The sequence below is a fragment of the Achromobacter pestifer genome (genome assembly GCF_013267355.1).
Classification (GTDB): Bacteria; Pseudomonadota; Gammaproteobacteria; order Burkholderiales; family Burkholderiaceae_B; genus Achromobacter; species Achromobacter pestifer_A.
Map to the genome: position 1 here is coordinate 1861530 of NZ_CP053985.1, position 26298 is coordinate 1887827.

Below are 26298 nucleotides of genomic sequence, written 5' to 3' on the forward strand. Positions count from 1 at the left end.
TATCTTCAATGTTTACAAGGCCTTTTTCAGCGATTTAGCACAGTTACGGCTCCTAGCGCCCTGAGTGGAGAGCCTTAGGCGGAGGGCCGCTCGACTCCAGAGCCAAGGTAGATTGGCGACGTACAGCTTGCGCTGAGCGATCTCTTGATCCGCTTCCGGCCAGCACACATATCAGGTGCTTACCATGGATGCTCTCCCCTGCCATGCGGCCCCTCACACGACTAGTATTGGCGGCTTTCCTCTTTCCGGCAACTGGCGAGCGGAGTAGTCCTCACGCATCGCCTAGGGCTATTCAGCGTGGGAACCTGTTGCCTGGTTCCTACTCGGCCCGTAGCCAGCGGAGTCAAGAAAGTGCTGGATTCGATCGATCTATCCTGAGTTCTGCTCCTTATGAACTACCACCCATTGGAACGCATTTAGAGCGGCACGCTGCTTGAGCGGATCCCACAAGGACACGATGCGCAGCAGATCAACCCTCGAAAAAGCGCGCAGTCCGCGCATCTCGATCTCGTCCCCGAGCGCTCCCGGGAAATCCTCAGCCACTACCAAGCCCAGCGCGCCCCGCTCTACAACGTTGGCCGCAAAGTGGGTAAAGTCACTCACACCATTAGCTGCAACGACGAAATGCTTCACCTCCGCAGACATAACTAAGCGATCTCCCTTCCTGCGCCCAGTTGTCCATTCGCGCCGACCGCCCTACGATGGCGACAAAGCTGCGCACCGCCCTCCCCGTAGCGCGTGTGCTTGATAATCAATTGTGACATCTGCATCCATGCGCAAACAAGTACGCTATGTGGACGATGATCCATCCATATTCTTATAAAAATCAATGATTTAACTGACTTTTGGATGAGCCATAGCCCATGCTCCATTGTCAAATTTCTTACAAATGGACGGCCGTGGCTTCGTGCCCATGGTCGAAGTGACGTCTGCTCCGCTTTTGATACAGAGGAGCGAATGCCGGGATCACCGGTGGCGTCTGCGCCGGCTGGTCGTGTTCTTCAAGGGGGACAGCGATGGCATTGACGAGGCCCTCGTACGAAAGCTCTCTGTGCACACCTTGCTGGTGGTAGACTTGAAAGCTTTTTCCAAAGAATTCTCCACTTCCTAAGAAGTGTGCGAAGGTTAGCTTTTTTGAAGGCGTTGAACATGGCAGATACGTTAGCTGTCTCGCTCCTAAAGCCTGTTGCGGTGATCGTCCAGCAGGGCAAAGTACTGGACTTTATCGACGGGCATACGCAGCGAGATGAGACGCCCGAGGAATACGTGCGGCAGGAGATCGCAAAGTCTCTCGTTCGTGAATACGGATATCCCAAGAAAGATATCGCCGTCGAATACACCCTGCGCCTCGGTTCTCGGAAGCCCCGAGCGGATTTGATAGTGTTTGGCGCGGACGAGAATCACGACCAAGCCAATGCGTACATCGTCATCGAATGCAAAGAGCAACGGGTGAAGTCAAACGACCGGAAAGAAGGGGTCGGGCAGCTTCATAGTTACATGTCGGCATGTCCCAACGTGATCTACGGAATGTGGACCAATGGGATTGAGCGCTTTTGCTATCGCAGGATCGACAATAAAGGCAAGGTCGGTTTTGAAGAGCTTCCGGACCTGCCAAGCTATGGCCAGCTAGCTGATGAGGCAGAGCGTCCGGAGTTTGATCAGCTTAAACCCGCCTCTTCGGACGCGCTGCTTTTCGCTTTCCGTCGCTGCCACAACTACATTGCGGGCAATCAAGGTTTGCAAAAGCCACAGGCTTTTTGGGAACTCCTCAAGCTCATATTCTGCAAGATTCATGATGAGCGAAATAGCAAAGCTGTAGAGTTTTATGCTGCGGGCAATGAGCGTGCGGGCATTAACGGCCCACTGAAGGTAAAGAAGCGTCTTGATGCCCTTTTTGAAGAAGTGAAAGGCGATTTTCCGGCTATCTTTACACCTAAGGATGCCATTGAGCTGAAACCTTCAGTGTTGGCCTATCTGGTTAGCCAGCTTCAGATGTATTCGCTTCTTGAGAGCGATGTGGATGTGAAGGGTCATGCTTATGAAGAGATTGTAGGCTCTAACCTACGGGGTGATAGAGGGGAATTTTTCACCCCCCGGAACGTCTGCAATATGGCGGTGGCTATGCTTGATCCGTCAGAGGGGCAGTTGATGTTAGACCCCGCCTGCGGTACGGGAGGATTCCTGATTGCTGCGATGAATCACGTAGTTGAGAAGATTCGCATTGCGGAAACGGAGAAGTGGAAGGGCGACCTTAAGCGAGCGGAGCTAAAGGTCGTGAATCGGATCGCTAAGTTCGCTGGTTCATGCATTGTGGGACTTGACTTTAACCCTGAACTTGTCAAAGCCACCAAAATGAACATGGTGATGAACAATGATGGGGCTGGAGGTTTATACCAAGCAAATTCATTGGCCAGCCCGGCCACGTGGGAGGACGATCTGCGTGATCGTCCTCTCATGGGCAAAGTCGATCTGATCTTTACCAATCCGCCTTTCGGCTCCAAGATCCCTGTCGATGATCCCGCTATTCTCGAGAAATATGACCTCGGCCATTCGTGGACCTATAACGAGGATTCTGATATCTGGGTGATGAATAGCGGAATCCAAAAGTCTCAGCCGCCTGAGATTCTCTTCATCGAGCGTTGCGTTAGATTTCTCAAGCCGGGCGTGGGGCGCGTGGCCATGGTGCTGCCTGACGGAATTCTGGGTTCGCCCGGCTTGGGCTACGTTCGTCAGTGGATTCTCAAACATACCCGCGTATTGGCTTCGATCGACTTGCATCCTGATACTTTCCAACCGAATGTCAGTATTCAGACTAGCGTGCTAATACTTCAGCGCAAGACTGATGAACTAGTTGCCCTGGAGGAAGCTGCGGGTCGAATGAATGATTATCATGTCTTTATGGCTGTCGCCAACCACGTCGGTCACGACAAACGTGGTAATACAACATATGTCCGGGATCGGAAAGGCAATGAAGTTGTAGAGGAAATTGAGCAAAGCTTCAAGGAATATGAAAGCGGCCAAATTGTCTACAAGAGGCAGAAAACTCAACGAAAAGTGGTTGACGACAATACCTTGCAAATCGCTCAGGAGTTTCGCAAATGGCTCTCAGAGCAAGACTAAGCGCGCCGCGTGAAGAGCAAGAGCAATGGCCTTGGCACAAGGCCAAGAGCCTCGCTTTGCCTGTCTCCGCAATCTGGGGCAAAGAGCGCCGTATGGAGGCCGAGAACTACCTCTCAGGTGGTTATGGGTTCCGACTTGCACTTCTCGCAGCGCTTGCGCCTGAAGAGAGGCTTGGATCGTTCGCTCGTGTTTGGCAGCCATCACGCCTGAAGGGCATTACTGTTAGCGAGGATTTCGGCACGCCATTCTTGGCAGCAACTCAGGTCTTTGACCAGCGCCCGGTCTCACGAAAATTCTTGTCGCTGGATCGTACTGATAGTTCCAAGCATCGCTTTATCGAATCGGGAACCATAGTGCTCACATGTTCCGGTTCGGTGGGAAGGGCTACGCTTGCCACTTGCGCGGTTAAGGGGGTGCTGATTTCTCATGATTTGCTAAGGATTGAGGTTGCCAATCCTGAGCATCGTGGTTGGGTCTACGCGTTCCTACGGTCCCCCATGGCTCGAGCAATGATGACATCTGCGCAATATGGCCACATCATCAAGCACCTGGAGCCAGCGCATCTAAATGCTTTGCCCATTCCCAAGCCGAATAAGAAATTAGCGGAAAAGTTCGGCGAGACTACTGATCGAATCGTGGATGAGCGTAACCAAGCTTATAAGCGGTTTCTCGAGGCGGAGGCGCTTTTCGAAAGGTATGTTGGTATTCCTCCTTCTCCGGGATTTTCAAGCCAAACGGGTTTCAGTGTACCGTCGTCGTCGTTGATGTCGGGACGACGACGTTTTGAAGGAGTCTTTCACAACCCTGTTGTCCGTTCACTTTATGATCACTTTACAAAGAGTGGGCTCAAGACCGAAAAGATTAGCGATATTGGGTTGGATTGTTGGTTGCCCGGGCGCTTTCAGCGTATTCCTGCAGAAGAAGGTATAGAGCTTGTGGGCAGTGCTGACCTCTTTGAGGTTAATCCCGATTTGCCCAAACGAATTGCTGACATTGACTTTGGGGATGTGGCGCAAGGGCGCGTTAAAGAAGGCTGGCTTCTGCTTGCGCGTTCGGGGCAGACCTATGGTCTGAACGGGACTCTGGCCATTGCCAATCAATTTCTCGAAGAGAAGATCATTTCCGATCACGTGATTCGGATGAGGCCTCAGAGTGGCTTCAATAGTCGGGTTGGGTATATCTACACCGCGCTTTCGCATCCTACGCTCGGACGCCCACTCGTGAAAGCGTTGGCTTACGGTTCTAGTATTCCGGAAATCGAGGTGGAGGATGTTAATAGTCTGCAAGTTGTAAGGCTGGCAAAGGGCCAAGAAGACCAGATTGCGGATCTTGCCGAAAGCGCTGCACGGTTATACGCAGATGCAGACATCTTGGAAAATGAGATGACCCAACTCATGGAAGAGCATCTGCAAGCGCTATTTAGGAAGTAGCGGTCGCAGCCTCAATACGCATAGTAGGCACTGCTTGCTCGATCTGTTCATAAAAGTTACCCAACTTTTTCGCCAAGTGTTCTGCCCTTGGGCGACAGGTAGTACCGCTTGAGCATGCTTATGTCGCGATGCCATGTGACAGCCGATAGTTCGAGCACATTAGTCGGCTTGTCGGCCAGTCGCGATGCTGCTTCATGACGCAGATCGTGAAAACGAAGGTCACGTAGAAAGTTTGGTACTAGCCGTTCTTTCGCTCTTTGACAGTCGGCAGCCTATGCTGCTTGCGCGCGGTCTGTCCTGCTCCCCATGATTAGTACGAAAGCGATGTGGAGGCCGTTGAGGAACGGCAATGAAAAAAGCGATTCGCCGAAGAACAGATCATCGGAGCACTCCAGGAAGCCGCTCCACGCTAGCAAATACGACCATCTATTCCGAGGAACGCTGGAGTCTGACTGCCATGTTCATTGCGCTCCCAAGAATCGAAGTAATTCAGCACGCCCACCTTTGCGATAACGAAAGCCCAGCGGCGGCGAGCCATTCTGAGGGATTACGTACCCAACACCAAGAGTCGCATCGTTCTTTTTGTCCCCAAAGCAGCCGTAGGGGAACCTGTACTCGTCTACGTGTACCGTTCCCTCTGACGTCTGTAACGAAAAGCGCGGCGGTGACTCTACAGTGCATCCAGCCGATGCAGCGACCGGCAGCATAATCCCAGGATTGAAATCGGCATCCAATACAAAATCCTTGCCTCGTCCCGAACGTATGCTCCCCACAGGCGCAGCCCTGACCGGCAGGGCCTTTCTGCTTGGATCTTCTGCATTTTGGGTAGCATTTATCACATCTAGCCAACGGGCCATCTGATCGTCCGTATCAACAGCAAACGCGGGCGCGTCGGAATAGACAACATCTGAGAATATGCCCGACGTTGGCGCAACGCAAGAAAGATTCGCGAGTGTTCCATCCTGCTTAGATACCAGCACTCCGGCGCGCTGCCATCCCTTCCCCTCCCCTTCATAGACGGTATAGGCGTATTCACCGTTAGCTACCCGTATGTGTGTGTCTACCCACGCCGGCCCACGCATCACGCCTAGTCGGCTGAACGTCGTGGGGTGCTGTGGTTGAGCGGGGATCTTGAGCTCAATCTTCCCTAAAGCACCGAAGCGGTATTGGGCCGTCCCCGAGGCCGGGCCAAGGGCATCGCTCGCGCAGATCGATACAACCTTCTTGCCCACGCTACACGAGAAGATCACCTGCTCTGCCGGCAAACAGTGCGTCGAAGTTGTCGCCTCGGCTGCTGCCGGAATCATGCAGAGCAGTAGAGCAACCATGTTGAGCTTTCCTGCCCCTGCGTATCTGAACGACTTCATTTCAACTCCTTTGGAATTTCCGTGAGTACCTTCTTGAGCGCTGCGGCCTTGTCGGCTTGATGGTCAAACAGGACGCACATAGCCTGACCATGAATCTCCGGGCAGCGGATTCGATCAAACCATTCGAGGGCTACGATCAGTCCAGCGAATACGACGACGCCTTGGGCAATCAGGACATGGGATGCCTTCATAAAATCTCCAGTTGGTTGAATTACACACTTTGAGTTTGGTTGAATGGCGAATTTACACCAAACTAAACTCAAAGTGTGTGGAAATGGGGTGGCCAGTCGGAAACACTGCCGGCATGGTCAACCCAACGTATAAGTGTGGGGCGCAACACCTGTTCGCCGCCAACATGCGACGCATCCGCTTGCTGCAGAAGCTCACCCAGGAAAAGGTGGCTGAAGCGGCGGATTTACATGTGAACTACATCAGTTCGGTAGAACGCGGCGAACGCAATATCTCCATCTGCAACATCGAGCGGATCGCCATTGCATTGAACGTCTCTATGGGTGAATTGCTTGCGCCGCTTGATAGCAGCAAGTGAGTCAAGAGGCCACGTATTCGAACGACACTGCCGTGGCAATTCTTACCTGAGCCCGGTGAGAGGATGGCACTCGATAGATCCATCTTGGATGCTGAGCCTTCATCCCTCGCCGCAACCGCGGCATCGTCGTCAGCCACGCGTTGTAATGGCCAAACTTCGAGGCCTCGGCGCTTGAATCCATGAGCAGGATTTGTGTTAGCCGAATGTCCGACATTGCACCAATCGTCGCAATGCCAACACCGAGGCTCCAATGATTCATGAAGGCTCCACTCGTGCTCACCAACTGAATCATCGTCAGCCTACCCTCTAGCAGTTGTTCCAACGCGAACGCTGACGCGCATTTCGGCGGGCCAGCCTCGAACGAGCTACGCAGTTGAAGAGGAAGGTCCAACTCCGAGCACGCCGCTATCAGTTCTTTCGCGCCAAGCCCTGTAAAGAACGAGCCTCCCAGGGCCCGCCATATTCTCGCGGGCAGCCCACGAGTTCGATAGGCCATGTCACGTAACGAACGCGGCGGCACAAGGCCATGCAATGCAAGCACAGAGCTCAGGCAGCAGATCCCGCACGATCCTGCATAGACGCCTTGGGGAAAATGAGCTTGCCCGAAATGTTCTTCGTCGAACCACCATGCCGAATCGGAGCTCAAAGCACAATAGCTTAGGTTTTTTTGCAGCCTTTCATCTGGTCGATCTCTTGCAGCCGTCACCCTGCTCCGCTTTGCTGAAGTCTTGGGCATCTGTTCAGTACTCCTCGGGCAGGAGAAGCGTTGTCGCGCTTCGATCGGCCTCGGTGATGATCCAAATCCGCTCCTGTGGCGAAAGTCGATACGCAGACAGCAAACGTTCCCCGCTTCTAATTGCTTGGCTATTCGCCTGCAAGTCTTCGATGCAGAGGTCGCCCCAATCTTCCGCAGCATGACGCCGAAGTAGATCCAAAGGCGAGACGGAATAATTCTGGCAAGCGGCGAGCGCGCCTTTGGTTGCGACGATGCGGCCAAGACAGAACGATGAACGGCTCTGGCGATTCATAGGATGATTCCTTGTATGGACGAGCGAACGCGCGCCATGGCGACGCCGACAGATCGGGCTCGGGGAAGTTTCTTGGGAAAGGGAGAACGGGCGCGAGAGGCCCTTGAGGCGGGCTGAGGACGTAACGACGTCAGCCTTGCAAGAGTCAGGGCAAAGAACTTGCACAGACTATTTGATACGTCCCTATTTTATGCTAATTTTCCAGCAAAATCCAGAATGTTCCAGAGCCAACCGGCAAATTTTTGATAGTCGTTTTGTAAGCGGCAAACAAAAAGCCCTCGATTTCTCAACGAAATCAAGGGCTTAGATGCATTCTTGGCGGACAGAGGGGGATTCGAACCCCCGATACGCTTTTGACGTATACACGCTTTCCAGGCGTGCGCCTTCAACCGCTCGGCCACCTGTCCTATCTGCGATTTTTGCTGCGGGCAAGCCGCTGCAGAAATTGCGAATCCGCGATTCTAGCAGATTTCGCATATGGCCGACAAGCAGGCAAAGAAAAGGGGACGACACATCGCCCCCCTTCCTTACCCGTCAGGCACGCTAGGCCGATGTCGGCGGATCCTGTTCCCGATAGGAGCTGATGGTGCCGTCCGGCTCGGTTTCTTCCAGCCGCACCCTGAAACCCCACAGCCGCGCAAGATGCTTCATGACCTGTTCGGCGTCATCGCCGGCCAGCGGGCGGCCGCGGCTCTTCAGGTGGCGCAGCACCAGCGAGCGGTCGGAGTCGCGGTTGAAGCGGACCACCTGGATATCCGGCACCATGTTGTCGCGGTTGTGCTGCGCGGCCAGCAGGCGGCGAATGTCGCGGTAGCCTTCGTCGTCGTGGATGGCGGCGACTTCCAGCTTGGGGTTGGCCTGATGGTCCGAGATCGCGAAGAGGCGGAACTCGCGGATCAGGCGGGGCGACAGGTACTGCGAGATGAAGGACTCGTCCTTGAAGTTGCGCATGGCGAAGTCCAGCGTCTTCAGCCAGTCGCCGCCGGCGATGTCGGGGAACCAGCGCCGGTCCTCGGGCGTGGGCGCCTCGCAGATGCGGCGGATGTCGGACATCATGGCAAAGCCCAGCGCGTAGGGGTTGATGCCGCCGTAGCCGCGTTCGTCGAAGCCGCGCTGGCTGACCACGTTGGTGTGGCTTTGCAGGAATTCCATCATGAAGCCGTCGTTGACCAGCCCTTTTTCATGCAGCCGGTTCAGGATGGTGTAGTGCCAGAACGTGGCCCAGCCTTCGTTCATGACCTTGGTCTGGGTCTGCGGATAGAAGTACTGCGCGATCTTGCGGACGATGCGCACCAGTTCCTTCTGCCAGGGCGCGAGCTTGGGCGAGTACTTCTCGATGAAGTAGAGCAGATTCTCTTCGGGCTCCGGCGGGAACACCGAGGCTGCGACGTGGGTGTCCTTGTCGGTCTCCAGGCGCGGCAGGGTACGCCACAGGTCGTTGTACTGCAGGCGGGCATGCTCCTGGCGTTCGGCCTGGCGTGCGGCCTCTTCCTTGTAGGAAATGGGCGTCGGACGCTTGTAGCGGTCCACGCCGTGGTGCGAGAGCGCGTGGCAGGAGTCGAGCAAGGCTTCCACCGCGTCGATGCCGTAGCGGTCTTCGCAGGACATGACGTACTTGCGCGCGAAGACCAGGTAGTCCAGCACGCCGTCCGCGTCGGTCCATTGGCGGAACAGATAATTGCCTTTGAAGAACGAGTTGTGGCCGTAACAGGCGTGGGCGATCACCAGCGCCTGCATCGTCATGGAGTTCTCTTCCATGAGATAGGAGATGCAAGGATTGGAGTTGATGACGATCTCGTACGCCAGCCCCTGCATGCCGCGGCGGTAGAACTGCTCGTTGCGGATGAATTCCTTGCCGTACGACCAGTGCGGATAGCCGATGGGCAGCCCGGCCGACGCATAGGCGTCCAGCATCTGTTCCGAGGTGATCACCTCGATCTGGTTCGGGTACGTGTCCAGCCCGTATTCGGCGGCGATCTTGGAGATGGCCTCGTCATAGGACTGGATCAGTTCGAAGGTCCATTCAGAACCCTGGGAGATCGGCCGGGCGCTGCCGGCGGCCTCCGGTTCCACGAGCGCTCCCACGATGGCATTCATGCGGTTTCCTTTTTGAACAGGTCATGGAACACGGGGAAGATCTCGCCGCGTTCGCAGATGCGCCGCATGACGAAATGCGGCTCCAGTTTCTGTTCATATTCCGCCCACAGGCTGCTCTTGCGCGCCTCCTGCGAGTCGGGCACTTCGATGTAGGCGAAGTAGCGCGTGGCGGGCAACAGGTGCTCGGCCAGGAAACGCGCGCTCTTGCCCGCGTCGGCGCCGAACGAGTCGCCGTCGCTGGCTTGCGCCGCATACACGTTCCAGGCGGTCGGCGGATAGCGCTTCTCCAGGATCTCGCGCATCAGCTCCAGCGCCGACAGCACGATGGTGCCGCCGCTCTTGGGATCGTAGAAGAAGGTGTGCTCGTCGACTTCCTCGGCGTTGTCGGTATGGCGGATGAAGACCAGGTCCACGTGCTCGTACTTGCGCGACAGGAACAGGTACAAGAGCGAGAAGAAGCGCTTGGCCAAGTCCTTCTTGTTCTCGTCCATGGAGCCCGACACGTCCATCAGGCAGAACATGACGGCGCGCGCCATGGGGATGGCCACCGACACCCGGTTGCGGTAACGCAGGTCCAGGTCGTCCAGGAAGGGCACGCGGGCCAGGCGCTCGCGGCAATCCTCGACGTCCTGTTCCAGCGCCTTGATTTCGTCGGCGGCAGCGCCAGCTTCCAGCGCCTTGGCCAGGCGTTCCTCGGCATCCTCGAGATCGGCGCGTGCCTTCACGCCCAGCGACACGCGGCGCGCCAGCGACGACTTGAGCGTACGGCTGATGCTCAGCATGCTGGGCGAGCCCGTGGTCGTGTAGCCGGCGCGCTGCCATTTCTTCTGGCTGACCTCGCCCAGCTGGGTGCGCGCCATGTGCGGCAGTTCCAGGTCTTCAAAGAACAGGTTCAGGAACTCGGCCCGCGACAGGCTGAAGGTGAACTGGTCGACCGATTCACCTTCACCCGGCTCGGACCCGCCTTCCCCCTGCCCGCCCTGCGGCCGGTCGAAGGTATCGCCCTTGGCAAACTCGCGGTTGCCGGGGTGCACGATCTCGCGGTCGCCGCCCTGGCCATGGTGGAAGGTCGGCTCGGAGATGTCGCGGGCGGGCAGGTTGATCTCGCCGCCCTGATCCATGTCCTGGATGGAGCGGTCGCGGATCATCCCGTGTACCGCCTTGCGGATCTGGTCCTTGTAACGCCGGAGAAAACGCTCCCGGTTGACGGCGCTTTTATTGCGCCCGTTAAGACGGCGATCGATAAGTGAATTCATGATTCACCTCGCTCAGGAAGACTTCCTCACACGGAGATACCACTCGCACAGCAGCCTGACCTGCTTTTCCGTGTAGCCCTTTTCAACCATGCGATCGACGAAGCTCTGATGCTTGGACTTGTCCTCGGCCGACGCCTTGGCGTTGAACGAGATCACCGGCAGCAGGTCTTCCGTGTTCGAGAACATCTTCTTTTCGATCACTTCGCGCAGCTTTTCATAGCTGGTCCAGGTCGGGTTGCGGCCGTTGTTGTTGGCGCGCGCCCGCAGCACGAAGTTGACGATCTCGTTGCGGAAATCCTTCGGGTTGGCGATGCCGGCCGGCTTCTCGATCTTTTCCAGTTCGTCGTTGAGCGCGCTGCGGTCGAAGCTTTCGCCGGTTTCCGGGTCGCGGAATTCCTCGTCCTGGATCCAGCAGTCGGCAAAGGTCACGTAGCGGTCGAAGATGTTCTGGCCGTATTCCGAGTACGACTCCAGGTAGGCGGTCTGGATCTCCTTGCCGATGAATTCCGCATAACGCGGCGCCAGGTAGCCCTTGATGAATTCAAGATAGCGCCGGCGGATTTCCTCGGGATAATCCTCGCGGCCGATCCGCTGCTCGAGCACGTACATCAGGTGCACCGGGTTGGCGGCGACTTCGGTCTGGTCGTAGTTGAAGACGCTGGACAGGATCTTGTACGCGAAACGCGTCGACACCCCGGTCATGCCTTCGTCGGTACCGGCATAGTCCTTGTATTCCTGCAGGGCCTTGGCCTTGGGGTCCACGTCCTTCAGGCTTTCGCCGTCGTAGACGCGCAGCTTCGAATAGAGGCTGGAGTTCTCGGGTTCCTTCAGGCGCGTCAGGACCGAGAACTGCGCCATCATGTCCAGCGTTCCCGGCGCGCACGGCGCCGTGGACAGCGAGCTGTGGTGCAGCAGCTTTTCGTAGATGCGGACCTCTTCCGAGACCTGCAGGCAGTAAGGCACCTTGACGATATAGATACGGTCGAGGAACGCCTCGTTGTGCTTGTTGTTGCGGAAGGTCTGCCATTCCGATTCGTTCGAGTGGGCCAGGATGGCGCCGTTGAACGGGATCGCGGAAAAGCCCTCGGTGCCCTTGAAGTTGCCTTCCTGGGTGGCCGTCAGCAAGGGGTGCAGCATCTTGATCGGGGCCTTGAACATCTCCACGAATTCCAGCAGCCCCTGGTTGGCCAGGCACAGCCCGCCGGAGTAGCTGTAGGCGTCCGGATCGTCCTGCGAGTGGCGGTCGAGCTTGCGGATGTCGACCTTGCCCACCAGCGAGGAAATGTCCTGGTTGTTCTCGTCGCCCGGCTCGGTCTTGGCGATGGCGATCTGGCGCAGCACCGACGGGTTCAGTCGCACGACGCGGAACTTCGAGATGTCGCCGTCGAACTCCTTCAGGCGCTTCACGGCCCAGGGCGACATGATGCCGCTCAGGTAGCGCCGCGGGATGCCGTATTCCTTTTCAAGCGTGTCGCCGAAGCGTTCCGGGTGGAACAGCCCGAGCGGCGATTCGTTCACCGGCGAACCCTTCAAGGCGTAGATGGGGTAGGCCTCCATCAGCGACTTGAGCCGCTCCGCGATGGACGACTTGCCGCCGCCCACCGGGCCCAGCAGATAAAGGATTTGCTTGCGCTCTTCCAGCCCCTGAGCGGCGTGCTTGAAGAACGCGACGATCTGCCCGATCACGTCCTCCATGCCGTAGAACTCCTGGAACGCCGGATAGCGCCGGATGGTCCGGTTGGAAAACAATCGGGAAAGACGTTGGTCGTTGCGCGTATCCACGATTTCGGGTTCGCCGATCGCCGCCAGCATGCGTTCTGCGGGGCTGGCGTACGCCATGGGATCGCTTTTGGCGAGGTTGAGGTACTCCTCGAGAGAGAGTTCCGATTCCTGCTCTCTTGCATACTGCGACTTGAAGCCTTCGACGATGTTTTGCACGGAAACCTCCTACAACACGCGAAAAATCCAATACGTCCCTACCTGCCCCCATTGTGCCTCAGCGCTCGCGCTTTACTAGACAATCTCGCGATAAGCACTGTCGGCCGGATGGTATGTTGCTTTCGCCACACATCAACCAAAGGCATGATCAGGCCCTTTCCAATTAGGCTGCACTCTTCGGATACAAGTTCCGTCAGGGAATGCAACTTAAGTGAATAAGTTCACTCGTCCGACTTCAGCATATCGCCGTATGCGCGTGCAAGATGCGTCCGCACATGAAATGCTCAGCAATGATTTGAAGGGAAGAGCGATGTCCCAGGGATTTTTATGATGCGGGCTATAAACCCGATGCGCCCGCTGTGCGATGGCAGCGGACGGTCTGAACGGCGCGTTGCGTCTTCGTTCAGCAGCGTGCTGGTTCGGTTGTGAAAAGCACCGATGACGCAGCACGAGGATCCGTGGTGACGAGGGCGCGTGGCATTGCACGGTGTAGTCCATCAGTGCGTGGCGCCAAGTCATGTGACTATGCTAAAGCCAATTGACGTTTTTGTGGCAATTCATTTAGCGCAATGCCAAAAATAGTCGCGCCACGCGCTTTTGAATTCATGCGACGGACGCGCACGGCAAGCACGCAGACATGCGCAAACTTGATTGCAATTCGATGGCGCCTGCGCATCGCGATTGCTCGCAGGCCGCGGATTACGGACCTATGCGCGATTGGCAGCCGCAAGCACAGAGTGCTAGTACCCCTTGCGGCGGCGATAGAATCACGCATTCGAAACGCGCCGCGCATCCATCGCGTTTCTTTCCATCCGCCCCTCGCCGTCGCCGCGTCATGTCTTTCCGATCCTGGCCAGCCGCATGAACATCCTTGCCAAACGCTGTTCCGCGGCGCTTTGCGGCGTCTTTCTGCTGTTGCTGGCCGCTTGCGGCAAGCAGGCCGATCTGCCCGGCGATGCCTATGTCTGGCAGCGAGTCTGGACGCCGTCGGTCAGCCAGGCGCTGGCCGACAGCGCCGACGCGGTGCGGGCATGGCGCGTGCTGATGGCGGAAATGAACCCGGATGGCAGATGGTTCACTGCGGCGCCCGATCTGGCTGCCCTGGCGGCGGCCAGGCGTCCCGTCATCATGGTTTTTCGCCTGGACGGCCGCGTCGATGCGCTGCCGGCGCCGGATGTGCTTGCGCGGATCAAGACCGCGCGCGGCGCATGGGAAAGCGCGGGCATCGCCTTGGCTGGCATCGAAATCGATTACGACTGCCCCACCTCCAAATTGCCTGCCTACGCGGCCTTTCTGGAGGAGGTAAAGCGCGGCTTGGGACCCGATCTGCCTTTGTCGATAACCGCGCTGCCCACATGGCTGAACGGATCCGGGCTCGACGCGCTGCTGCGGATTCCCGATGAAGCCGTGTTGCAGGTCCATGCCGTGCTGAGTCCCGAACAAGGGCTGTTCAACGCCAAGCGCGCAAACACCTGGCTCGCGGCTTTCGCGGACCGCACCCAGCGGCCATGGCGCGTGGCGTTGGCGACCTATGGCAGCCGCGTGAGCTGGAACGACGACGGCAGCATCGCCGCGGTCGAAAGCGAGCGTTCCGCCCTGCTGCCAGGCGGCCGCGCCAGCGAACTGGTGGCCACGCCTGCAGCCATGGCGGCTTTCGTCGACGAGATCCACCGCTCCCGTCCGCGCGGATTGGCGGGCATCGTCTGGTTCCGCCTGCCCACCGCGCGCGACGAACGCGCCTGGAGCCTGGCCACCTGGCGCGCGGTGCTGACGCGCCAGCCCCTGCTGCCGGCGCTGTCGGTCACGGCGCGCGCGGCGGGCGGCAGCGGCGCGCAGGACCTGATACTGTCCAACGGCGGCAATGCGGACGCGGCCCTGCCCTTCGCGATCCGCTGGAACGGCGCCTGCCGCGCGGCCGACGGCATCAATGGCTATACCCTCGAACATGATTCCGCCGGCGCCTTCCTGCGCCGCTCCCAATACGGCCTGCTGCGCGCCGGCGGCCAACGCAACATAGGCTGGATACGCTGTGAAAACGGGCCCTCGAGCTTCCAAGTACAACCGTAAACCGCTGGCGGCGCTGCTGCTCCTGGCCGGCGCGGGCATCGTTATCGCCTGCGGGCCGGAGTTCCCCGCCCAGCTGCTCGACGATCGCGCGGCCACGCTGCGCGCCACGCCGGCCAACTCTTTCGGCTATGAGGCAGCCCGCCTCGTGCAGGCCAGCGATGGGCTGCAGGCGCGCGAAGCCTACGAATTGCCAGACGGCAGCTATCAGCAGAACGCCTTGCCGGAAGACCGCGATCCTGCGCTGACGCCGGCGCAGCGGGCCACGGCTCGCGCCATGCGCGCGCAACCCGACGGCGACCGGGCCTATGCGGTGGGCGCTGGTTTGCCTGAAGCTGTACGGCTCTACACCGCCGCCGCGGTCGACACGCAGGCCGCTCGCGGGCCGGATGCCGACCGTCTGCTGGAGCAGGCGCGCGCCCGCTACCGCGCCATCCTCCAGCTGCCGCCGCAGCAGGCCACGGCGCGCAGCGTCTGGGCCGCCTACATGCTGGCAGAAATCGGGGACGAGGCAGAGCTGACCGCTGGCGACGCCGAGGCGCAGCGGCAGGCCGCGGCGCAAGCCTATGCCCGCGTGCGGCAACTGGCGCGTGACGGCGCGCCGGATCCGCTGGGTCTGGCCGTGGCCAGCTACGGCCAGGAGGCGCGTCTGTTCCTGGCCGGGCCGCAAGGGCAATGCAGCTATATGGAGCTGGTCAACGCCGAACCCTGCATGGACGCCATCCCCGCGGCCTCGCTGCAGCACGCGCTGCGCCTCTATGCCGAACAGGCCGCGCGCGAGTCCGGCAGCGGCAATGCATCGCTGCGCATGCTGGCGCAATGGGCCCTGGAAGATCCGGCGCGCACGCGCCGGCTGATCGACGATCCGGTCGCGCAACGCCTGCTGGTGGCCTATGCGCTGGCTCGGGTCGGCGACATCGTGGACGGCAGGCCGGACAGCGCCAGCGATCCCTTTGCCGCCTATGACACGACCGGCCAGATCGGGCTTGCCGATGCCGCGCAGGGACACGAGGTCACGCCGAATCCGGCGCTGCAATCGCTGGTTGCCGCGCTGGAAACCCAGGACCTGCAACAGGTGCCGGACGCCGACCGCGTGGCTGCCCTGGCCTACCGCATCGGCCGCTACGACCTGGCGCAAACGCTGGCCGCGCGGCTGGACACGGCGCTGGCGTGGTGGGTGCGCGCCAAGCTGGCGCTGCGGCAAGGCGACACGCTGGCGGCGGCCCAGGCCTATGCGCAGGCTGCCCGCGCGTTTCCGCGCGCCGACGGCAGCGTGGAGGCTACCGGCGCGGCGCGCCTGCTGGGCGAGCAAGGCGTGCTGACGCTGTCGCGCGGCCAGTACGTCGAGGCGCTGGATCAACTGCTGAACGCCACCGTGACGGACGACTCGACCCAGGGCTTCTGGCTCTCCACCCCGTACTGGAACGACGCGGCCTACGTCGCCGAACGTGTGCTGACAACCGCCGAACTCAAGGCCTATGTGGACCGGCATGCGCCCGCCGCGCCGGCACCTGCCGCATCCGCGCCGCGCGACCTGCAGAATTTCTATGAATGGGTAAGGCAGCATCCCATCACCGCGTCCGACCGCCTGCGCCTGCTGCTGGCTCGCCGCCTGGTGCGCGACGGTTCGATCGAGCAGGCGCTGCCCTATTTCCCGGCCGATTCGGACGCCCGCTACGCCACGCTGGAAAGCGTCGACGGCAAATCGGAAATGCGGCTGCCGCAAACCCGCCGGCTCGCCGCGGAATACGGCGCGGCCTTGCGCCGTGCCGGCCACGCCTGGGGCCGCACGTCGCGGGCCGAAGCCTGGTACGAGGCCTCGCGGCTGGCGCGGCGCGACGGGATGGAGATCATGGGCTACGAACAGGAGCCCGATTTCGCGGTCTATGGCGGCAACACGAGTTATGGCGCGGGGCGCAGCGCGATCCCAGGCTGGAAGGCGTACGACGGCGATGCCAGCACGCCCGAAACGCCCGACACGCCGGCCTTGCGCGCCGCGGCCGCGCTGCCGGGCCCGTTCGTCACCGAAGAGGAACGCCGCCGCTACGCCGCCAGCGAAGCGCGGCCCTATGCCCGCTTCCACTACCGCGAAATCGCGGCCAATCACGCATTGCGCGCGGCCGACGAGCTGCCGCACCGCTCGCAAGCCTACGCCGCCGTGCTGTGCCAGGGCGCCCGCTACATCATCGATGACGCCCCGGAACTGGCCTCGGCGATCTACCGCCGCTATATAGAACAGGGTGCGCAGGTGCCGTTCAGCGGCTCCTTCGGCCGCGAATGCGCCGCGCCCGACTTCCAGGCGGCGGCCTGGTTCCATTACGCGCAGGCCGAGAAATCGTGGGAACGCCTGCGCCGCAGCCATCCCGGCCTGCTGCTGGCAGCCGCGTTGCTGGCCCTGGCCGGCGGCGCCGCCGCAATCCTGGCCTGGCGCTACACCGCGGCGCGCACAGATCGGCGCCGGGCCTAGGACAGCTCCGGCAGTTGCACTCGCTGCGTCAGCTGATCCCAGGTATCGGCGACCCTGGCGCGCACGCGCAGATCCGCGCCCACCGGCGCGGTCTCGATGAATTCGTAACGCCGGGCACCGTCCAGATGCTCCAGCATGGGCAGGCGGACCATGCCGGCCGCATCGCCCAGCAGCACCGGCGCCAGGTACAGCAGCAATTCGTCCACGCAGCCGGCGGCGACCAACGCGCCGCTCAGGCCGGCACCGGCTTCCACGTGGACCTCGTTGAACTGTTCCTGCGCCAGCCAGCGCATCATCGCCGGCAGGTCGACCCGGCCGGGCGCCTCGCCAGGCAGCAGCACCACGCGGGCGTTCCGGGCCTGCAGACGCCCGGCCTTGGCCGCATCATCGTGGGCCGTAAAAATGATGACCTCGGCGCCATCGAACAGCCGGGCGTCCTCGGGGATCTCGAAACGGCCGTCCACCACTGCCTTGCGCGGTTGGCGAGGCGTATCCACGCCCCTGGCGTTGAGCTGCGGATCGTCCTTCAGCACGGTACCCATGCCGGTCAGGACGACGCAGGCGCGGGCGCGCCAGCGGTGTCCGTCGGCGCGGGCGTCGGGCCCGGTGATCCATTGCGAGACGCCGTTATGCAGCGCGCTGCGCCCGTCCAGCGAGGCCGCCATCTTCATCCAGACCCATGGCAGGCCGCGGCTCATGCGCGAGATGAAGCCTGCGTTGATGGCCAGCGCCTCCGCGCGGCAGATGCCGGTGGTCACCGCGATGCCGGCATCGCGCAGGCGCGCCAGCCCCTGGCCGTTGACCAGCGGATTGGGATCGCCTATGGCCACCACCACCCGCGCCGGCCGGGCCGCGAGCACGGCGTCCACGCAGGGCGGCGTGCGGCCGAAATGGCTGCAAGGCTCCAAGGTGACGTAGAGCGTGGCGCCCGCCACGGATTCGCCGCGCGCCTGGGCGTCGCGCAGGGCGCAGACTTCCGCGTGCGGGCCGCCGGGAGGCTGCGTCGCCCCTACGCCCAGCACGCGCCCGTCGCGCACGATCACGCAGCCTACCCTGGGGTTGGGCGCGGTGGTGTACATGACGGTCTGCGCCAGCGCCAGGGCGCGCCGCATCCAGAGAATGTCGTCGTTGTCGCTGGGAATCATCATGTCCAGGATTGTATGTCCGCCGCGGGTCGGGCAGGCGGCCGGACGGTGGCGCTCGGCCGCGCCAGCCACTCATGTCCGTTTTAGGCCGACAGCCGTCTTTCGCCGCGCTCGCCGCAGCATCGGATTGCAGTAAAAATGGCATCACACCCTCTACAATTCTCGCTCCAGGAGCGTGGTCCATGAAACAAGCACTGATCGTCATCGACGTACAAGACTCTTTCCGGCAACGTCCGTTTTGGGATGAAACGGAGTACCCCGCCTTCGTGGAACGGATCCAGTCCCTGATCGATGAGGCCCAGGCCCGCGACATTCCGGTGCTGCAGGTATTCCACACCAGCGTGTCGGACGACCCCGCCAACCCCTTTTCTCTGGCCTCCGGGCACGTCAAGACGCTCAAGGAATTGCGCATCGCCCCCACCGCCGTGTTCCACAAGACCGTGCATTCCTCGCTCTACGCCAAGGACGCGGACGGCGCCAGCCTGCAGGACTGGCTGGTGAAGCACGGCATCGAAGGCATCATCGTCAGCGGCATCCGCACCGAACAGTGCTGCGAAACCACCTCGCGCCATGCCAGCGACGCCGGCTACAAGGTGGTGTTCCCCACCGACGCCACCCTGACCTTCGCCATGCAAAGCCCGTCCGGCCAGCACTACACGCCGGCCGAGATCCGCGACCGGACCGAGCTGGTGCTGCAAGGGCGTTTTGCCCGTATCGCGCGCGCGGCCGACGCGCTGGCGGCCTGACGCTGGCGGAGAGCCGCATGGTTCCGGTGTATTTCGTGCTGACGCGGGGCATCGTGCTGCTGGACGTCGCAGGCCCGGCGGAGGCCTTCCGCGTGGCCAACAAGCTGGCTCCGGGCGCCTTCGAACAGCATTTCTGCGGCCCGTCCCGGGAGGTCGAAAGCGGCCTGCCCGGCCTGCACCTGGCACATATCCAGGCCCTGCCGGCCAGTCTGCCGCCCGAAGCCCTGGTCATCATTTCAGGCGTGGTGGGCAAACCCACGCGTCTGGACGACCCCGACTCGCGCGCCATCATCGACTGGCTGGCCGTCCGCCATCCCGCGGACGGCTTCACGCTGATGACGGTATGCGCCGGCGCCCTGTTTGCCGCCGCCGCCGGGCTGACGCGGCAGCGCGACTGCACCACCCACCATACCTGCCTGGAACAGTTGGCGAGCATCGACCCGAGCGCGCGGCTGCATGACAACCGCATCTTCGTCGAGGACGGCAAACTGGTCAGCAGCGCCGGCATCACGGCCGGCATCGACCTGGCGCTGCACATGGTGTCGCGGCATTGCGGACCACGCGTGGCCAGCGAAACCGCGCGCGACATGGTGGTCTACCAGCGGCGCGCCGGCACGGATTCCACGCTGTCGCCCTGGCTGGACCACCGCAGCCACCTGCATCCGGGCGTGCACCGGGTGCAGGACGCGGTCATCCGCGATCCGGCGGCGCCCTGGTCGGCGCAATCGCTGGCGGACCAGGCGCACACCAGCGCGCGCCATCTGACCCGGCTGTTCCGCGAACACGCGGGCTGCACGCCGATGGACTACCTCTATCAGATACGCGTGGCGCTAGCGCGCGACCTGCTGCGCGATACCCGGTTGGACCTGGAGCGCGTGGCCGAGAAGTCGGGATTCGGGTCGGCGCAGCACATGCGCCGTGTCTGGCGCAAATTCCAGCCGCTTACGCCCAGCCTCGCGCGTTCGGCGCCCACCATGCAATGACGGCGCCGCAGCGCCGTCGTTTTCCTGCTTCCGTGGCGCCAGCCGGCCCCGGACCTTGAGCCGAACCGCTAGTCCTTGCGCAGCTTGCCCGGCAGCAACGGACCCTGCATCTCGCGGATGGCCTCGACGAATTCGCCGATGTCCTCGAAGCTCTTGTAGACCGAAGCGAAACGCACGTACGCCACCTTGTCGAGCTTGCGCAGTTCGTTCATGACGAGCTCGCCGATATGTTCGCTGGGCACTTCGCGCAATCCGCTGGCCAGCAGTTGCTCTTCGATGCGTGCGACCGCGGCGTCCACGTCTTCCGTGCTGACGGGGCGCTTGCGCAACGCCAGGCTCAAGCTGGCGCGCAGCTTGCCGGGATCGTAATCGCTGCGGCTGCCATTGCGCTTCACGATGGAAGGCATGGCCAACTCCACCCGTTCATAGGTGGTGAAGCGCTTGTCACAGGACAGGCAGCGACGGCGACGGCGTATGGCGTCGCCTTCTTCGGAGACCCGGCTGTCTACGACCTGCGTTTCGGCATTGCCGCAAAATGGACACCGCATGTGTGATCCCTAAAGGCGCTGAAAGGGCAATATTTGAGCATATTGTAACGAGACGCCCGGCCGCCAGCGTCAATACAGGCTAATCCGCCCCCGTATTTTTTACCAGGCCGGCGCCGGCCGCCCCGAAAGCAAAGGGACGGCGCCTTGCGGGGCCGTCCCTTGTGGACCGCTGCGGCCAGGCCGCAGCCCGCCGCAGGGATGCTCGCTTACTTCTTACCGTAGACCGGCAGGCGCGAGGTCAGTTCATTGACGCGGGCACGCACGGCGGCAATGTTGGCTTCGTCGCGCGGATTGTCCAGCACGTCGGCGATCAGGTTGGCGGTCAGCTCGGCTTCCGCTTCGGTGAAGCCGCGCGTGGTCATGGCCGGCGTGCCCAGGCGGATGCCGCTGGTCACGAAGGGCTTTTCCGGATCGTTCGGGATCGCGTTCTTGTTCACCGTGATGTGGGCTTGGCCCAGCACCGCTTCCGCTTCCTTGCCCGTGATGCCCTTGGAACGCAGGTCCACCAGCATGACGTGGCTTTCGGTGCGGCCGGAGACGATGCGCAGGCCGCGCTTGACCAGCGTGTCGGCCAGCACCTTGGCGTTCTTGACCACTTGCTGCGCGTAGTCCTTGAAGGCGGGCTCCAGCGCTTCCTTGAAGGCCACGGCCTTGCCGGCGATGACGTGCATCAGCGGACCGCCCTGGATGCCGGGGAAGATCGCCGAGTTGATGATCTTCTCGTGCTCGGCCTTCATCATGATGACGCCGCCGCGCGGGCCGCGCAGCGACTTGTGCGTGGTCGAGGTGACGAAGTCGGCGTGCGGCACCGGGTTGGGGTAGGCGCCGCCGGCGACCAGACCCGCGTAGTGGGCGATGTCGACCATGAACAGCGCGCCGTTTTCACGGGCGATGCGGGCCATGCGCTCGAAGTCGATGTGCAGGGCATAGGCGGAGGCGCCAGCCACGATCAGCTTGGGCTTGTGCTCGCGGGCCAGTTGCTCGACCTGGTCGTAGTTCAGGACTTCGTTTTCGTCCAGGCCGTAGGAGATGAAGTTGTACAGCTTGCCCGAGGCATTGACCGACGCGCCGTGCGTCAGGTGGCCGCCTTCGGCCAGGCTCATGCCCAGCACCTTGTCGCCCGGCTTCAGGACGGCCATGTACACGCCCTGGTTGGCCTGCGAACCCGAGTTGGGCTGCACGTTGGCGGCTTCGGCGCCGAAGATCTGCTTCAGGCGGTCGATGGCCAGCTGCTCGACCACGTCCACGTATTCGCAACCGCCGTAGTAGCGCTTGCCCGGATAGCCTTCGGCGTACTTGTTGGTGAGCTGCGTACCCTGGGCTTCCATGACGGCCGGGCTGGCGTAGTTCTCCGAGGCGATCAGCTCGATGTGCTGTTCCTGGCGGACGTCTTCCTTCTGGATGGCGGCCCAAACGTCCGGGTCAGCCTTGGACAAGGTGAGGTTGCGGTCAAACATGACGGGGGGTTCCTGAGGCGGTAAGAGAGGAGAAAACTGCGCCCGGGTGGGTAAACCCGGAGAATGATGGATAGTTTACCCCGGCGGGCAGAATCAATTGCGCTCAAAATGCCGGGAACCCGGGCAAAATTCCAGGCACGGGCGCGAAAACCACGCCATCCTCCGCGGCCGGAAAACCCGTCTCAACCCGACTTGAGAAACTTTCATGCAAAGCGCCACGCTCATAACCTACTCGCTAGTAGTAGCGTGACCTGGATCAACCGTCTGGTCGGCGCCATCTTCATCACTTTTGGATTGACGCTGCTGCGGCTCAAGCGCGCAATGGGCTGAATCTTTTCGGAGATGGAAAAAGGCCGCAGTCGCAAGACTGCGGCCTTGCCGTGGCGCGGCGGATCAGGCCGAGGTGGCGCCGATCTGCTTGGGAGCCAGCTTCGGATTGAGCGTATAGGTGCCCGTCAGCGACGCCTGAGCCAGCACGTGCTTCTGGATGGCGCGCAGCGCGTCCTCGCCAGTGAAGGATCCCTGCAGATTCAGCGTGGGCACGTCCAGCGCGTACAGGGTAAATACATAGCGGTGCACGATGGCGTCGTTCCAGGGCGGGCACGGGCCGTCATAGCCGAAGTAGTCGCCACTCATGTCGTGGTCATTGGCGAACCATGACGAGTACGAGTTGATGCCCTGGCGCGCGTCCATCGGCGCCAGCGGGCCGCCCTTGCCGCGCGGCGTGATGCCGCTGGAAAAGGTGCCTTCCTCGATGTCGCGCAGGTCGGCCGGCAGGTCGACCAGCACCCAATGAAAGAAGTCCACGCGGGGCAGGCTGGCGGGTACCTCGCGGCCTTCCTGGTTGACGTCGTCGGGCTCGGAGGGCACATCGGGATCGTGGCAGATCAGGGCAAACGACTGCGTGCCCGCCGGAACGTCGTCCCAGGAAAACTGCGGGTTGAAGTTGTCTGCCAGCGCGACGTGCGATTGCGCATCGATCCTGCCGAAGGCGTAGCGTTCGGGAATCGACTCGTTATCGGAAAAGGACAAACTCGAAAGTTTCATGTCGTGCTCCTTGATGTGCCGCAAAGGCCCCACTGCCCCTGTCTGTACCCTCAGCGTATCAAAACTTCGCAATCATGGGTTCAAGTTAACACGCGCAAATTTGCGCTTGCCCACCTGAACGACGTAAGTCCCCGCCGGCAATTGCAACGATTTGTCTTCCACGCGATCGCCGTTGACGCGCACGCCGCCCTGCTCCACGTTGCGCTGCGCTTCCGAGCCCGACGCGACCAGGCCGGCTTCGCGCAGCAGCTTCAGGATGCCCACCGGCGCCCCGCCGATGTTCACCTCGGGCATGTCATCGGGGATCGCGCCGTCGCGGAAACGGGCTTCAAACGAGGCCAGCGCCTCGTCGGCCGCCTTCGCGGAATGGAAGCGCGCGATGATTTCCTGGGCCAGCATGACCTTGGCGTCGCGCGGGTTGCGGCCGCCGTCGATCTCCTGCTTGAGCGCGGCGATGTCTTCCAGTGTGCGGAACGACAGCAGCTCGAAGTAGCGCCACATCAGCGTGTCGGAAATCGACATGAGCTTGCCGAACATCGAATCGGGCGACTCCGAAATGCCGATGTAGTTGCCCTTGGACTTGGACATCTTCTCTACGCCATCCGTCCCGACCAGCAGCGGCATCGTCAAGATGCACTGCGGCTCCTGGCCATACTCTTTTTGCAGTTCGCGCCCGACCAGCAGGTTGAACTTCTGATCGGTGCCCCCCAGCTCCAGATCGGACTTCAGCGCCACCGAGTCATAGCCCTGCATCAGCGGATACAGGAATTCATGAACCGAGATCGGGATGCCGCCCTTGAAGCGCTTGGTGAAATCCTCGCGCTCCATCATGCGCGCGACCGTATAGCGCGAGGCGAGCTGGATCATGCCGCGCGCGCCCAGCGGATCGCACCATTCGGAGTTGTAGCGGATCTCGGTGCGTGCCGGATCGAGCACCAGGCTGGCCTGGGCGTAATAGGTCTTGGCGTTGGACTCGATCTGCTCGCGCGTGAGCGGCGGACGAGTGTTATTACGGCCGCTGGGATCGCCGATGGTGGAGGTGAAGTCGCCGATCAGGAAGATGACGTTGTGCCCCATGTCCTGCAGCTGGCGCATCTTGTTCAGCACCACCGTATGGCCCAGGTGGATGTCCGGTGCAGTCGGATCCAGCCCCAGTTTGATGCGCAGCGGCACGCCCGTGGCGCGGCTCCTGGCAAGCTTGCGGGCGAATTCGGACTCAACCAGCAACTCGTCGCAGCCGCGCTTCGCTATACGCAGGTCTGCTTCGACTTCAGGGGTAATCGGGGCTTCTGAGGATGACATGGCAGGGGGACCAACTCGGCTTCAGCCGATAAAAAGGTGTAAAAAGTGACGAAAACTATCGAAAATTCTAGCCGAATCAGCTAGGATACCGCCCAATCATACGCAATTGCCATGTATACGCAGTTGCGGTCCGGTTTACACCCCGTTGTTCACAAGATGCGCCCCGCGCCACAGCCCTTGCCCCAGATATGTGCGCGCGAGGGTCGTTCGTGTCACGCACCCTGCGAGCTCAAGCCACCTGAGAGGGTATCTTCACGATGAATCGTGGCCTCCACAAACTGGCGAGTAGCATCAAGCGCAAAGTTGCTGCCCTGTTTGCGCCCGTTGAGCCCAAGCCCCAGCGCTCGGGACTTTTCCGCCGCACTATTCTCGTCACCGCCATTGGTCTGTTCGCAGGCGCCGCCGCCCTAGGCATGGTGCAGCAACCCGACCGCACCGAACTCCCCCCTTCGCGCATCATCAGCAGCGTCCTGCCGCTAAGCGCCGAGCAAGTCGAAGTCAGCACCCCCAGCGCCGCCCCCTACATCAGCGAAACCCGGATCCGCGCCGGCGACACGCTGGCCGCGGTGCTGCAGCGCCTGGAACTGGACGTGCCCAGCCTGCAGACCTTCCTGACGCACGAAGCCAGCGCCCGCAGCATCTACAAGCTGTACCCGGGCCGCTCAGTGCAGGCCGCGACGGACGAGGCCGGCAACCTGATCTGGCTGCGTTACATCCACACCCCCGGCAACGAGACGGATGGCCAGGTCGTGACGCGCATGCTGCACGTCGCGCCCGCGGGCGACAGCTACAAGGCCGAGGAAATCACCGAAAGCACCGAGCGCCAGACCCGCGTCGCCGTGGGCACGATCCGCTCGTCGCTGTTCGGCGCCACCGACGCCGCCGGCATCCCGGACTCGGTCACCATGCAGATGGCCGACATCCTCAGCGCCAAGATCGACTTCTTGCGCGACCTGCGCCAAGGCGACCAGTTCCGCGTGGTCTACGAAGTGCGTTCGCACGACGGCCGCTACGCGGGCGCTGGCCGCGTGCTGGCTCTGGAATTCATCAACGGCGACAAGACCTACAACGCCGTCTGGTTCAGCCCCGACGAGAAGAGCGGCTCGTACTACGACTTCGACGGCACCAGCCTGCGCGGCGCCTTCCTGCGCACCGCCCTGAAGTTCAGCCGCATCAGCTCGACGTTCGGCATGCGCATGCACCCCATCCACAAGACTTGGACGGGACACAAGGGCGTGGACTACGCCGCGCCCTCGGGCACGCCGATCCACTCCACGGCCGACGGCACGGTGGAATTCTCCGGTTGGCAGAACGGCTACGGCAACGTCGTCATCGTCAAGCACCACGGCAAGTACACGACGCTGTACGCCCACCAGAGCCGCATCGCCGAAGGCATCACCAAGGGCTCGAAGATCTCGCAGGGCCAGCTGCTGGGCTATGTCGGCGCCACCGGCTGGGCCACCGGCCCGCACCTGCACTACGAATTCCGCGTGGACAACCAGCCTATCGATCCGCTGTCGGTGGACCTGCCGGTCGCCCGCAGCCTGGAACCCGCCGAAGTCCGCGCCTTCAACCAAGCCGTGGGACCGTACAAGGCGCAGATCCAGCTGCTGACGGAATTCCAGCAGACCCTGCCCGACGCCCTGACCAACGTGGCCAGCCGCTAAAGCCGGCCCCACGTCCCGTCAAAAGCGGCCCCGCACTTTCAGCTGCGCGGCCGCTTTTTCTTTTTCGAGGCCCCCGTGAATCCTTCCAC

General features: G+C 61.6%; 21 protein-coding genes and 1 tRNA gene. 8 read left to right on the plus strand and 14 right to left on the minus strand.

The annotated features are described in order from the left end of the window. Nucleotides 1-369: 369 nt before the first annotated feature. Nucleotides 370-645 (minus strand): hypothetical protein, encoded by a 276-nt coding sequence (locus tag FOC84_RS09080; RefSeq protein WP_173144131.1) that lies wholly within the window; start codon nucleotides 643-645, stop codon nucleotides 370-372. A gap of 504 nt (nucleotides 646-1149) precedes the next feature. On the opposite strand from FOC84_RS09080, the gene FOC84_RS09085 reads away from it, so the two are divergent. Together FOC84_RS09085 and FOC84_RS09090 are read left to right on the plus strand one after the other, a co-directional pair. Then, a complete protein-coding gene (locus FOC84_RS09085) occupies nucleotides 1150-3120 on the plus strand; it encodes an N-6 DNA methylase (RefSeq protein ID WP_173144132.1) in 1971 nt (656 codons plus the stop codon). Further along, complete coding sequence (locus FOC84_RS09090) at nucleotides 3099-4550, plus strand: hypothetical protein (protein WP_173144133.1); 1452 nt, start codon at nucleotides 3099-3101, stop codon at nucleotides 4548-4550. The genes FOC84_RS09085 and FOC84_RS09090 overlap by 22 nt, the downstream gene beginning before the upstream one ends. Before the next feature lie 56 nt (nucleotides 4551-4606). Here the strand turns inward: FOC84_RS09090 and FOC84_RS33550 are convergent, their stop codons facing one another. The 3 genes from FOC84_RS33550 to FOC84_RS09105 all read right to left on the minus strand — a co-directional run bounded on the left by FOC84_RS33550 (nucleotide 4607) and on the right by FOC84_RS09105 (nucleotide 6108). Continuing rightward, complete coding sequence (locus FOC84_RS33550; protein WP_173150032.1) at nucleotides 4607-4753, minus strand: hypothetical protein; 147 nt, start codon at nucleotides 4751-4753, stop codon at nucleotides 4607-4609. A gap of 258 nt (nucleotides 4754-5011) precedes the next feature. Then, nucleotides 5012-5917, minus strand: a complete 906-nt coding sequence (locus FOC84_RS09100; protein ID WP_173144134.1) for a hypothetical protein — start codon at nucleotides 5915-5917, stop codon at nucleotides 5012-5014. Beyond that, nucleotides 5914-6108, minus strand: a complete 195-nt coding sequence (locus FOC84_RS09105) for a hypothetical protein (RefSeq protein ID WP_173144135.1) — start codon at nucleotides 6106-6108, stop codon at nucleotides 5914-5916. The genes FOC84_RS09100 and FOC84_RS09105 overlap by 4 nt, the downstream gene beginning before the upstream one ends. Before the next feature lie 113 nt (nucleotides 6109-6221). Between FOC84_RS09105 and FOC84_RS09110 the strand changes: the two genes are divergently transcribed. Then, the gene (locus tag FOC84_RS09110) at nucleotides 6222-6464 is read left to right on the plus strand and encodes a helix-turn-helix domain-containing protein (RefSeq protein ID WP_173144136.1); all 243 of its coding nucleotides are present in this window, start codon (nucleotides 6222-6224) and stop codon (nucleotides 6462-6464) included. A gap of 740 nt (nucleotides 6465-7204) precedes the next feature. On the opposite strand, the gene FOC84_RS09115 is transcribed toward FOC84_RS09110, so the two are convergent. The 5 genes from FOC84_RS09115 to FOC84_RS09135 form a co-directional block, all read right to left on the minus strand. Further along, entirely contained in the window at nucleotides 7205-7492 is a 288-nt protein-coding gene (locus FOC84_RS09115) for a hypothetical protein (protein WP_173144137.1), read from the minus strand. 316 nt (nucleotides 7493-7808) lie between these two features. Then, nucleotides 7809-7899 (minus strand) — tRNA-Ser (locus FOC84_RS09120). A 136-nt stretch (nucleotides 7900-8035) separates the two neighbouring features. Continuing rightward, the gene (locus FOC84_RS09125; RefSeq protein ID WP_173144138.1) at nucleotides 8036-9589 is read right to left on the minus strand and encodes a SpoVR family protein; all 1554 of its coding nucleotides are present in this window, start codon (nucleotides 9587-9589) and stop codon (nucleotides 8036-8038) included. Beyond that, nucleotides 9586-10845, minus strand: a complete 1260-nt coding sequence (locus FOC84_RS09130; protein WP_173144139.1) for a YeaH/YhbH family protein — start codon at nucleotides 10843-10845, stop codon at nucleotides 9586-9588. Before FOC84_RS09130 ends, FOC84_RS09125 begins: the two co-directional genes overlap by 4 nt. 12 nt (nucleotides 10846-10857) lie before the next feature. Further along, nucleotides 10858-12774, minus strand: coding sequence for a PrkA family serine protein kinase (locus FOC84_RS09135; RefSeq protein WP_438800879.1), 1917 nt, complete (start codon nucleotides 12772-12774; stop codon nucleotides 10858-10860). A gap of 870 nt (nucleotides 12775-13644) precedes the next feature. Here FOC84_RS09135 and FOC84_RS09140 point away from each other — a divergent pair. Further along, nucleotides 13645-14850 (plus strand): DUF3142 domain-containing protein, encoded by a 1206-nt coding sequence (locus FOC84_RS09140; protein WP_173144141.1) that lies wholly within the window; start codon nucleotides 13645-13647, stop codon nucleotides 14848-14850. Beyond that, nucleotides 14813-17314: a hypothetical protein gene (locus FOC84_RS09145; RefSeq protein WP_173144142.1), complete on the plus strand. Its 2502-nt coding sequence runs from the start codon at nucleotides 14813-14815 to the stop codon at nucleotides 17312-17314. The genes FOC84_RS09140 and FOC84_RS09145 overlap by 38 nt, the downstream gene beginning before the upstream one ends. On the opposite strand, the gene ribD is transcribed toward FOC84_RS09145, so the two are convergent. Then, nucleotides 17311-18426: a bifunctional diaminohydroxyphosphoribosylaminopyrimidine deaminase/5-amino-6-(5-phosphoribosylamino)uracil reductase RibD gene (ribD, locus tag FOC84_RS09150; protein ID WP_173150033.1), complete on the minus strand. Its 1116-nt coding sequence runs from the start codon at nucleotides 18424-18426 to the stop codon at nucleotides 17311-17313. The two genes, FOC84_RS09145 and ribD, sit on opposite strands and share 4 nt — an antisense overlap. Nucleotides 18427-18641: 215 nt before the next feature. On the opposite strand from ribD, the gene FOC84_RS09155 reads away from it, so the two are divergent. Beyond that, nucleotides 18642-19205: a cysteine hydrolase family protein gene (locus tag FOC84_RS09155; protein WP_173144143.1), complete on the plus strand. Its 564-nt coding sequence runs from the start codon at nucleotides 18642-18644 to the stop codon at nucleotides 19203-19205. A 17-nt stretch (nucleotides 19206-19222) separates the two neighbouring features. After that, nucleotides 19223-20188: a GlxA family transcriptional regulator gene (locus tag FOC84_RS09160; protein ID WP_173144144.1), complete on the plus strand. Its 966-nt coding sequence runs from the start codon at nucleotides 19223-19225 to the stop codon at nucleotides 20186-20188. A gap of 68 nt (nucleotides 20189-20256) precedes the next feature. Here FOC84_RS09160 and nrdR read toward each other — a convergent pair whose 3' ends face one another. The 4 genes from nrdR to tyrS form a co-directional block, all read right to left on the minus strand. Continuing rightward, the gene (gene nrdR / locus FOC84_RS09165) at nucleotides 20257-20736 is read right to left on the minus strand and encodes a transcriptional regulator NrdR (protein ID WP_013391422.1); all 480 of its coding nucleotides are present in this window, start codon (nucleotides 20734-20736) and stop codon (nucleotides 20257-20259) included. Nucleotides 20737-20942: 206 nt separating this feature from the next. After that, entirely contained in the window at nucleotides 20943-22193 is a 1251-nt protein-coding gene (gene glyA, locus FOC84_RS09170; protein WP_173144145.1) for a serine hydroxymethyltransferase, read from the minus strand. 393 nt (nucleotides 22194-22586) lie between these two features. Beyond that, nucleotides 22587-23240 carry a YbhB/YbcL family Raf kinase inhibitor-like protein gene (locus FOC84_RS09175; RefSeq protein ID WP_013391419.1) on the minus strand — a complete coding sequence of 218 codons (654 nt, stop codon included), beginning with the start codon at nucleotides 23238-23240 and terminating at the stop codon, nucleotides 22587-22589. Nucleotides 23241-23312: 72 nt separating this feature from the next. Continuing rightward, entirely contained in the window at nucleotides 23313-24542 is a 1230-nt protein-coding gene (tyrS, locus tag FOC84_RS09180) for a tyrosine--tRNA ligase (RefSeq protein WP_173144146.1), read from the minus strand. A 257-nt stretch (nucleotides 24543-24799) separates the two neighbouring features. Here tyrS and FOC84_RS09185 point away from each other — a divergent pair, with 257 nt between their 5' ends. Continuing rightward, nucleotides 24800-26209, plus strand: a complete 1410-nt coding sequence (locus FOC84_RS09185; protein WP_173144147.1) for a M23 family metallopeptidase — start codon at nucleotides 24800-24802, stop codon at nucleotides 26207-26209. Nucleotides 26210-26298 lie beyond the last annotated feature (89 nt).

Bases quoted from the DNA above. Each gene is read 5' to 3' on its own strand.
- FOC84_RS09080 (WP_173144131.1), bottom strand. From the start codon at position 645: ATGTCTGCGGAGGTGAAGCATTTCGTCGTTGCAGCTAATGGTGTGAGT.
- FOC84_RS09085 (WP_173144132.1), top strand. From the start codon at position 1,150: ATGGCAGATACGTTAGCTGTCTCGCTCCTAAAGCCTGTTGCGGTGATC.
- FOC84_RS09090 (WP_173144133.1), top strand. From the start codon at position 3,099: ATGGCTCTCAGAGCAAGACTAAGCGCGCCGCGTGAAGAGCAAGAGCAA.
- FOC84_RS09100 (WP_173144134.1), bottom strand. From the start codon at position 5,917: ATGAAGTCGTTCAGATACGCAGGGGCAGGAAAGCTCAACATGGTTGCT.
- FOC84_RS09105 (WP_173144135.1), bottom strand. From the start codon at position 6,108: ATGAAGGCATCCCATGTCCTGATTGCCCAAGGCGTCGTCGTATTCGCT.
- FOC84_RS09110 (WP_173144136.1), top strand. From the start codon at position 6,222: ATGGTCAACCCAACGTATAAGTGTGGGGCGCAACACCTGTTCGCCGCC.
- FOC84_RS09115 (WP_173144137.1), bottom strand. From the start codon at position 7,492: ATGAATCGCCAGAGCCGTTCATCGTTCTGTCTTGGCCGCATCGTCGCA.
- FOC84_RS09125 (WP_173144138.1), bottom strand. From the start codon at position 9,589: ATGAATGCCATCGTGGGAGCGCTCGTGGAACCGGAGGCCGCCGGCAGC.
- FOC84_RS09130 (WP_173144139.1), bottom strand. From the start codon at position 10,845: ATGAATTCACTTATCGATCGCCGTCTTAACGGGCGCAATAAAAGCGCC.
- FOC84_RS09140 (WP_173144141.1), top strand. From the start codon at position 13,645: ATGAACATCCTTGCCAAACGCTGTTCCGCGGCGCTTTGCGGCGTCTTT.
- ribD (WP_173150033.1), bottom strand. From the start codon at position 18,426: ATGCGGCGCGCCCTGGCGCTGGCGCAGACCGTCATGTACACCACCGCG.
- FOC84_RS09155 (WP_173144143.1), top strand. From the start codon at position 18,642: ATGAAACAAGCACTGATCGTCATCGACGTACAAGACTCTTTCCGGCAA.
- FOC84_RS09160 (WP_173144144.1), top strand. From the start codon at position 19,223: ATGGTTCCGGTGTATTTCGTGCTGACGCGGGGCATCGTGCTGCTGGAC.
- nrdR (WP_013391422.1), bottom strand. From the start codon at position 20,736: ATGCGGTGTCCATTTTGCGGCAATGCCGAAACGCAGGTCGTAGACAGC.
- glyA (WP_173144145.1), bottom strand. From the start codon at position 22,193: ATGTTTGACCGCAACCTCACCTTGTCCAAGGCTGACCCGGACGTTTGG.
- FOC84_RS09175 (WP_013391419.1), bottom strand. From the start codon at position 23,240: ATGAAACTTTCGAGTTTGTCCTTTTCCGATAACGAGTCGATTCCCGAA.
- tyrS (WP_173144146.1), bottom strand. From the start codon at position 24,542: ATGTCATCCTCAGAAGCCCCGATTACCCCTGAAGTCGAAGCAGACCTG.
- FOC84_RS09185 (WP_173144147.1), top strand. From the start codon at position 24,800: ATGAATCGTGGCCTCCACAAACTGGCGAGTAGCATCAAGCGCAAAGTT.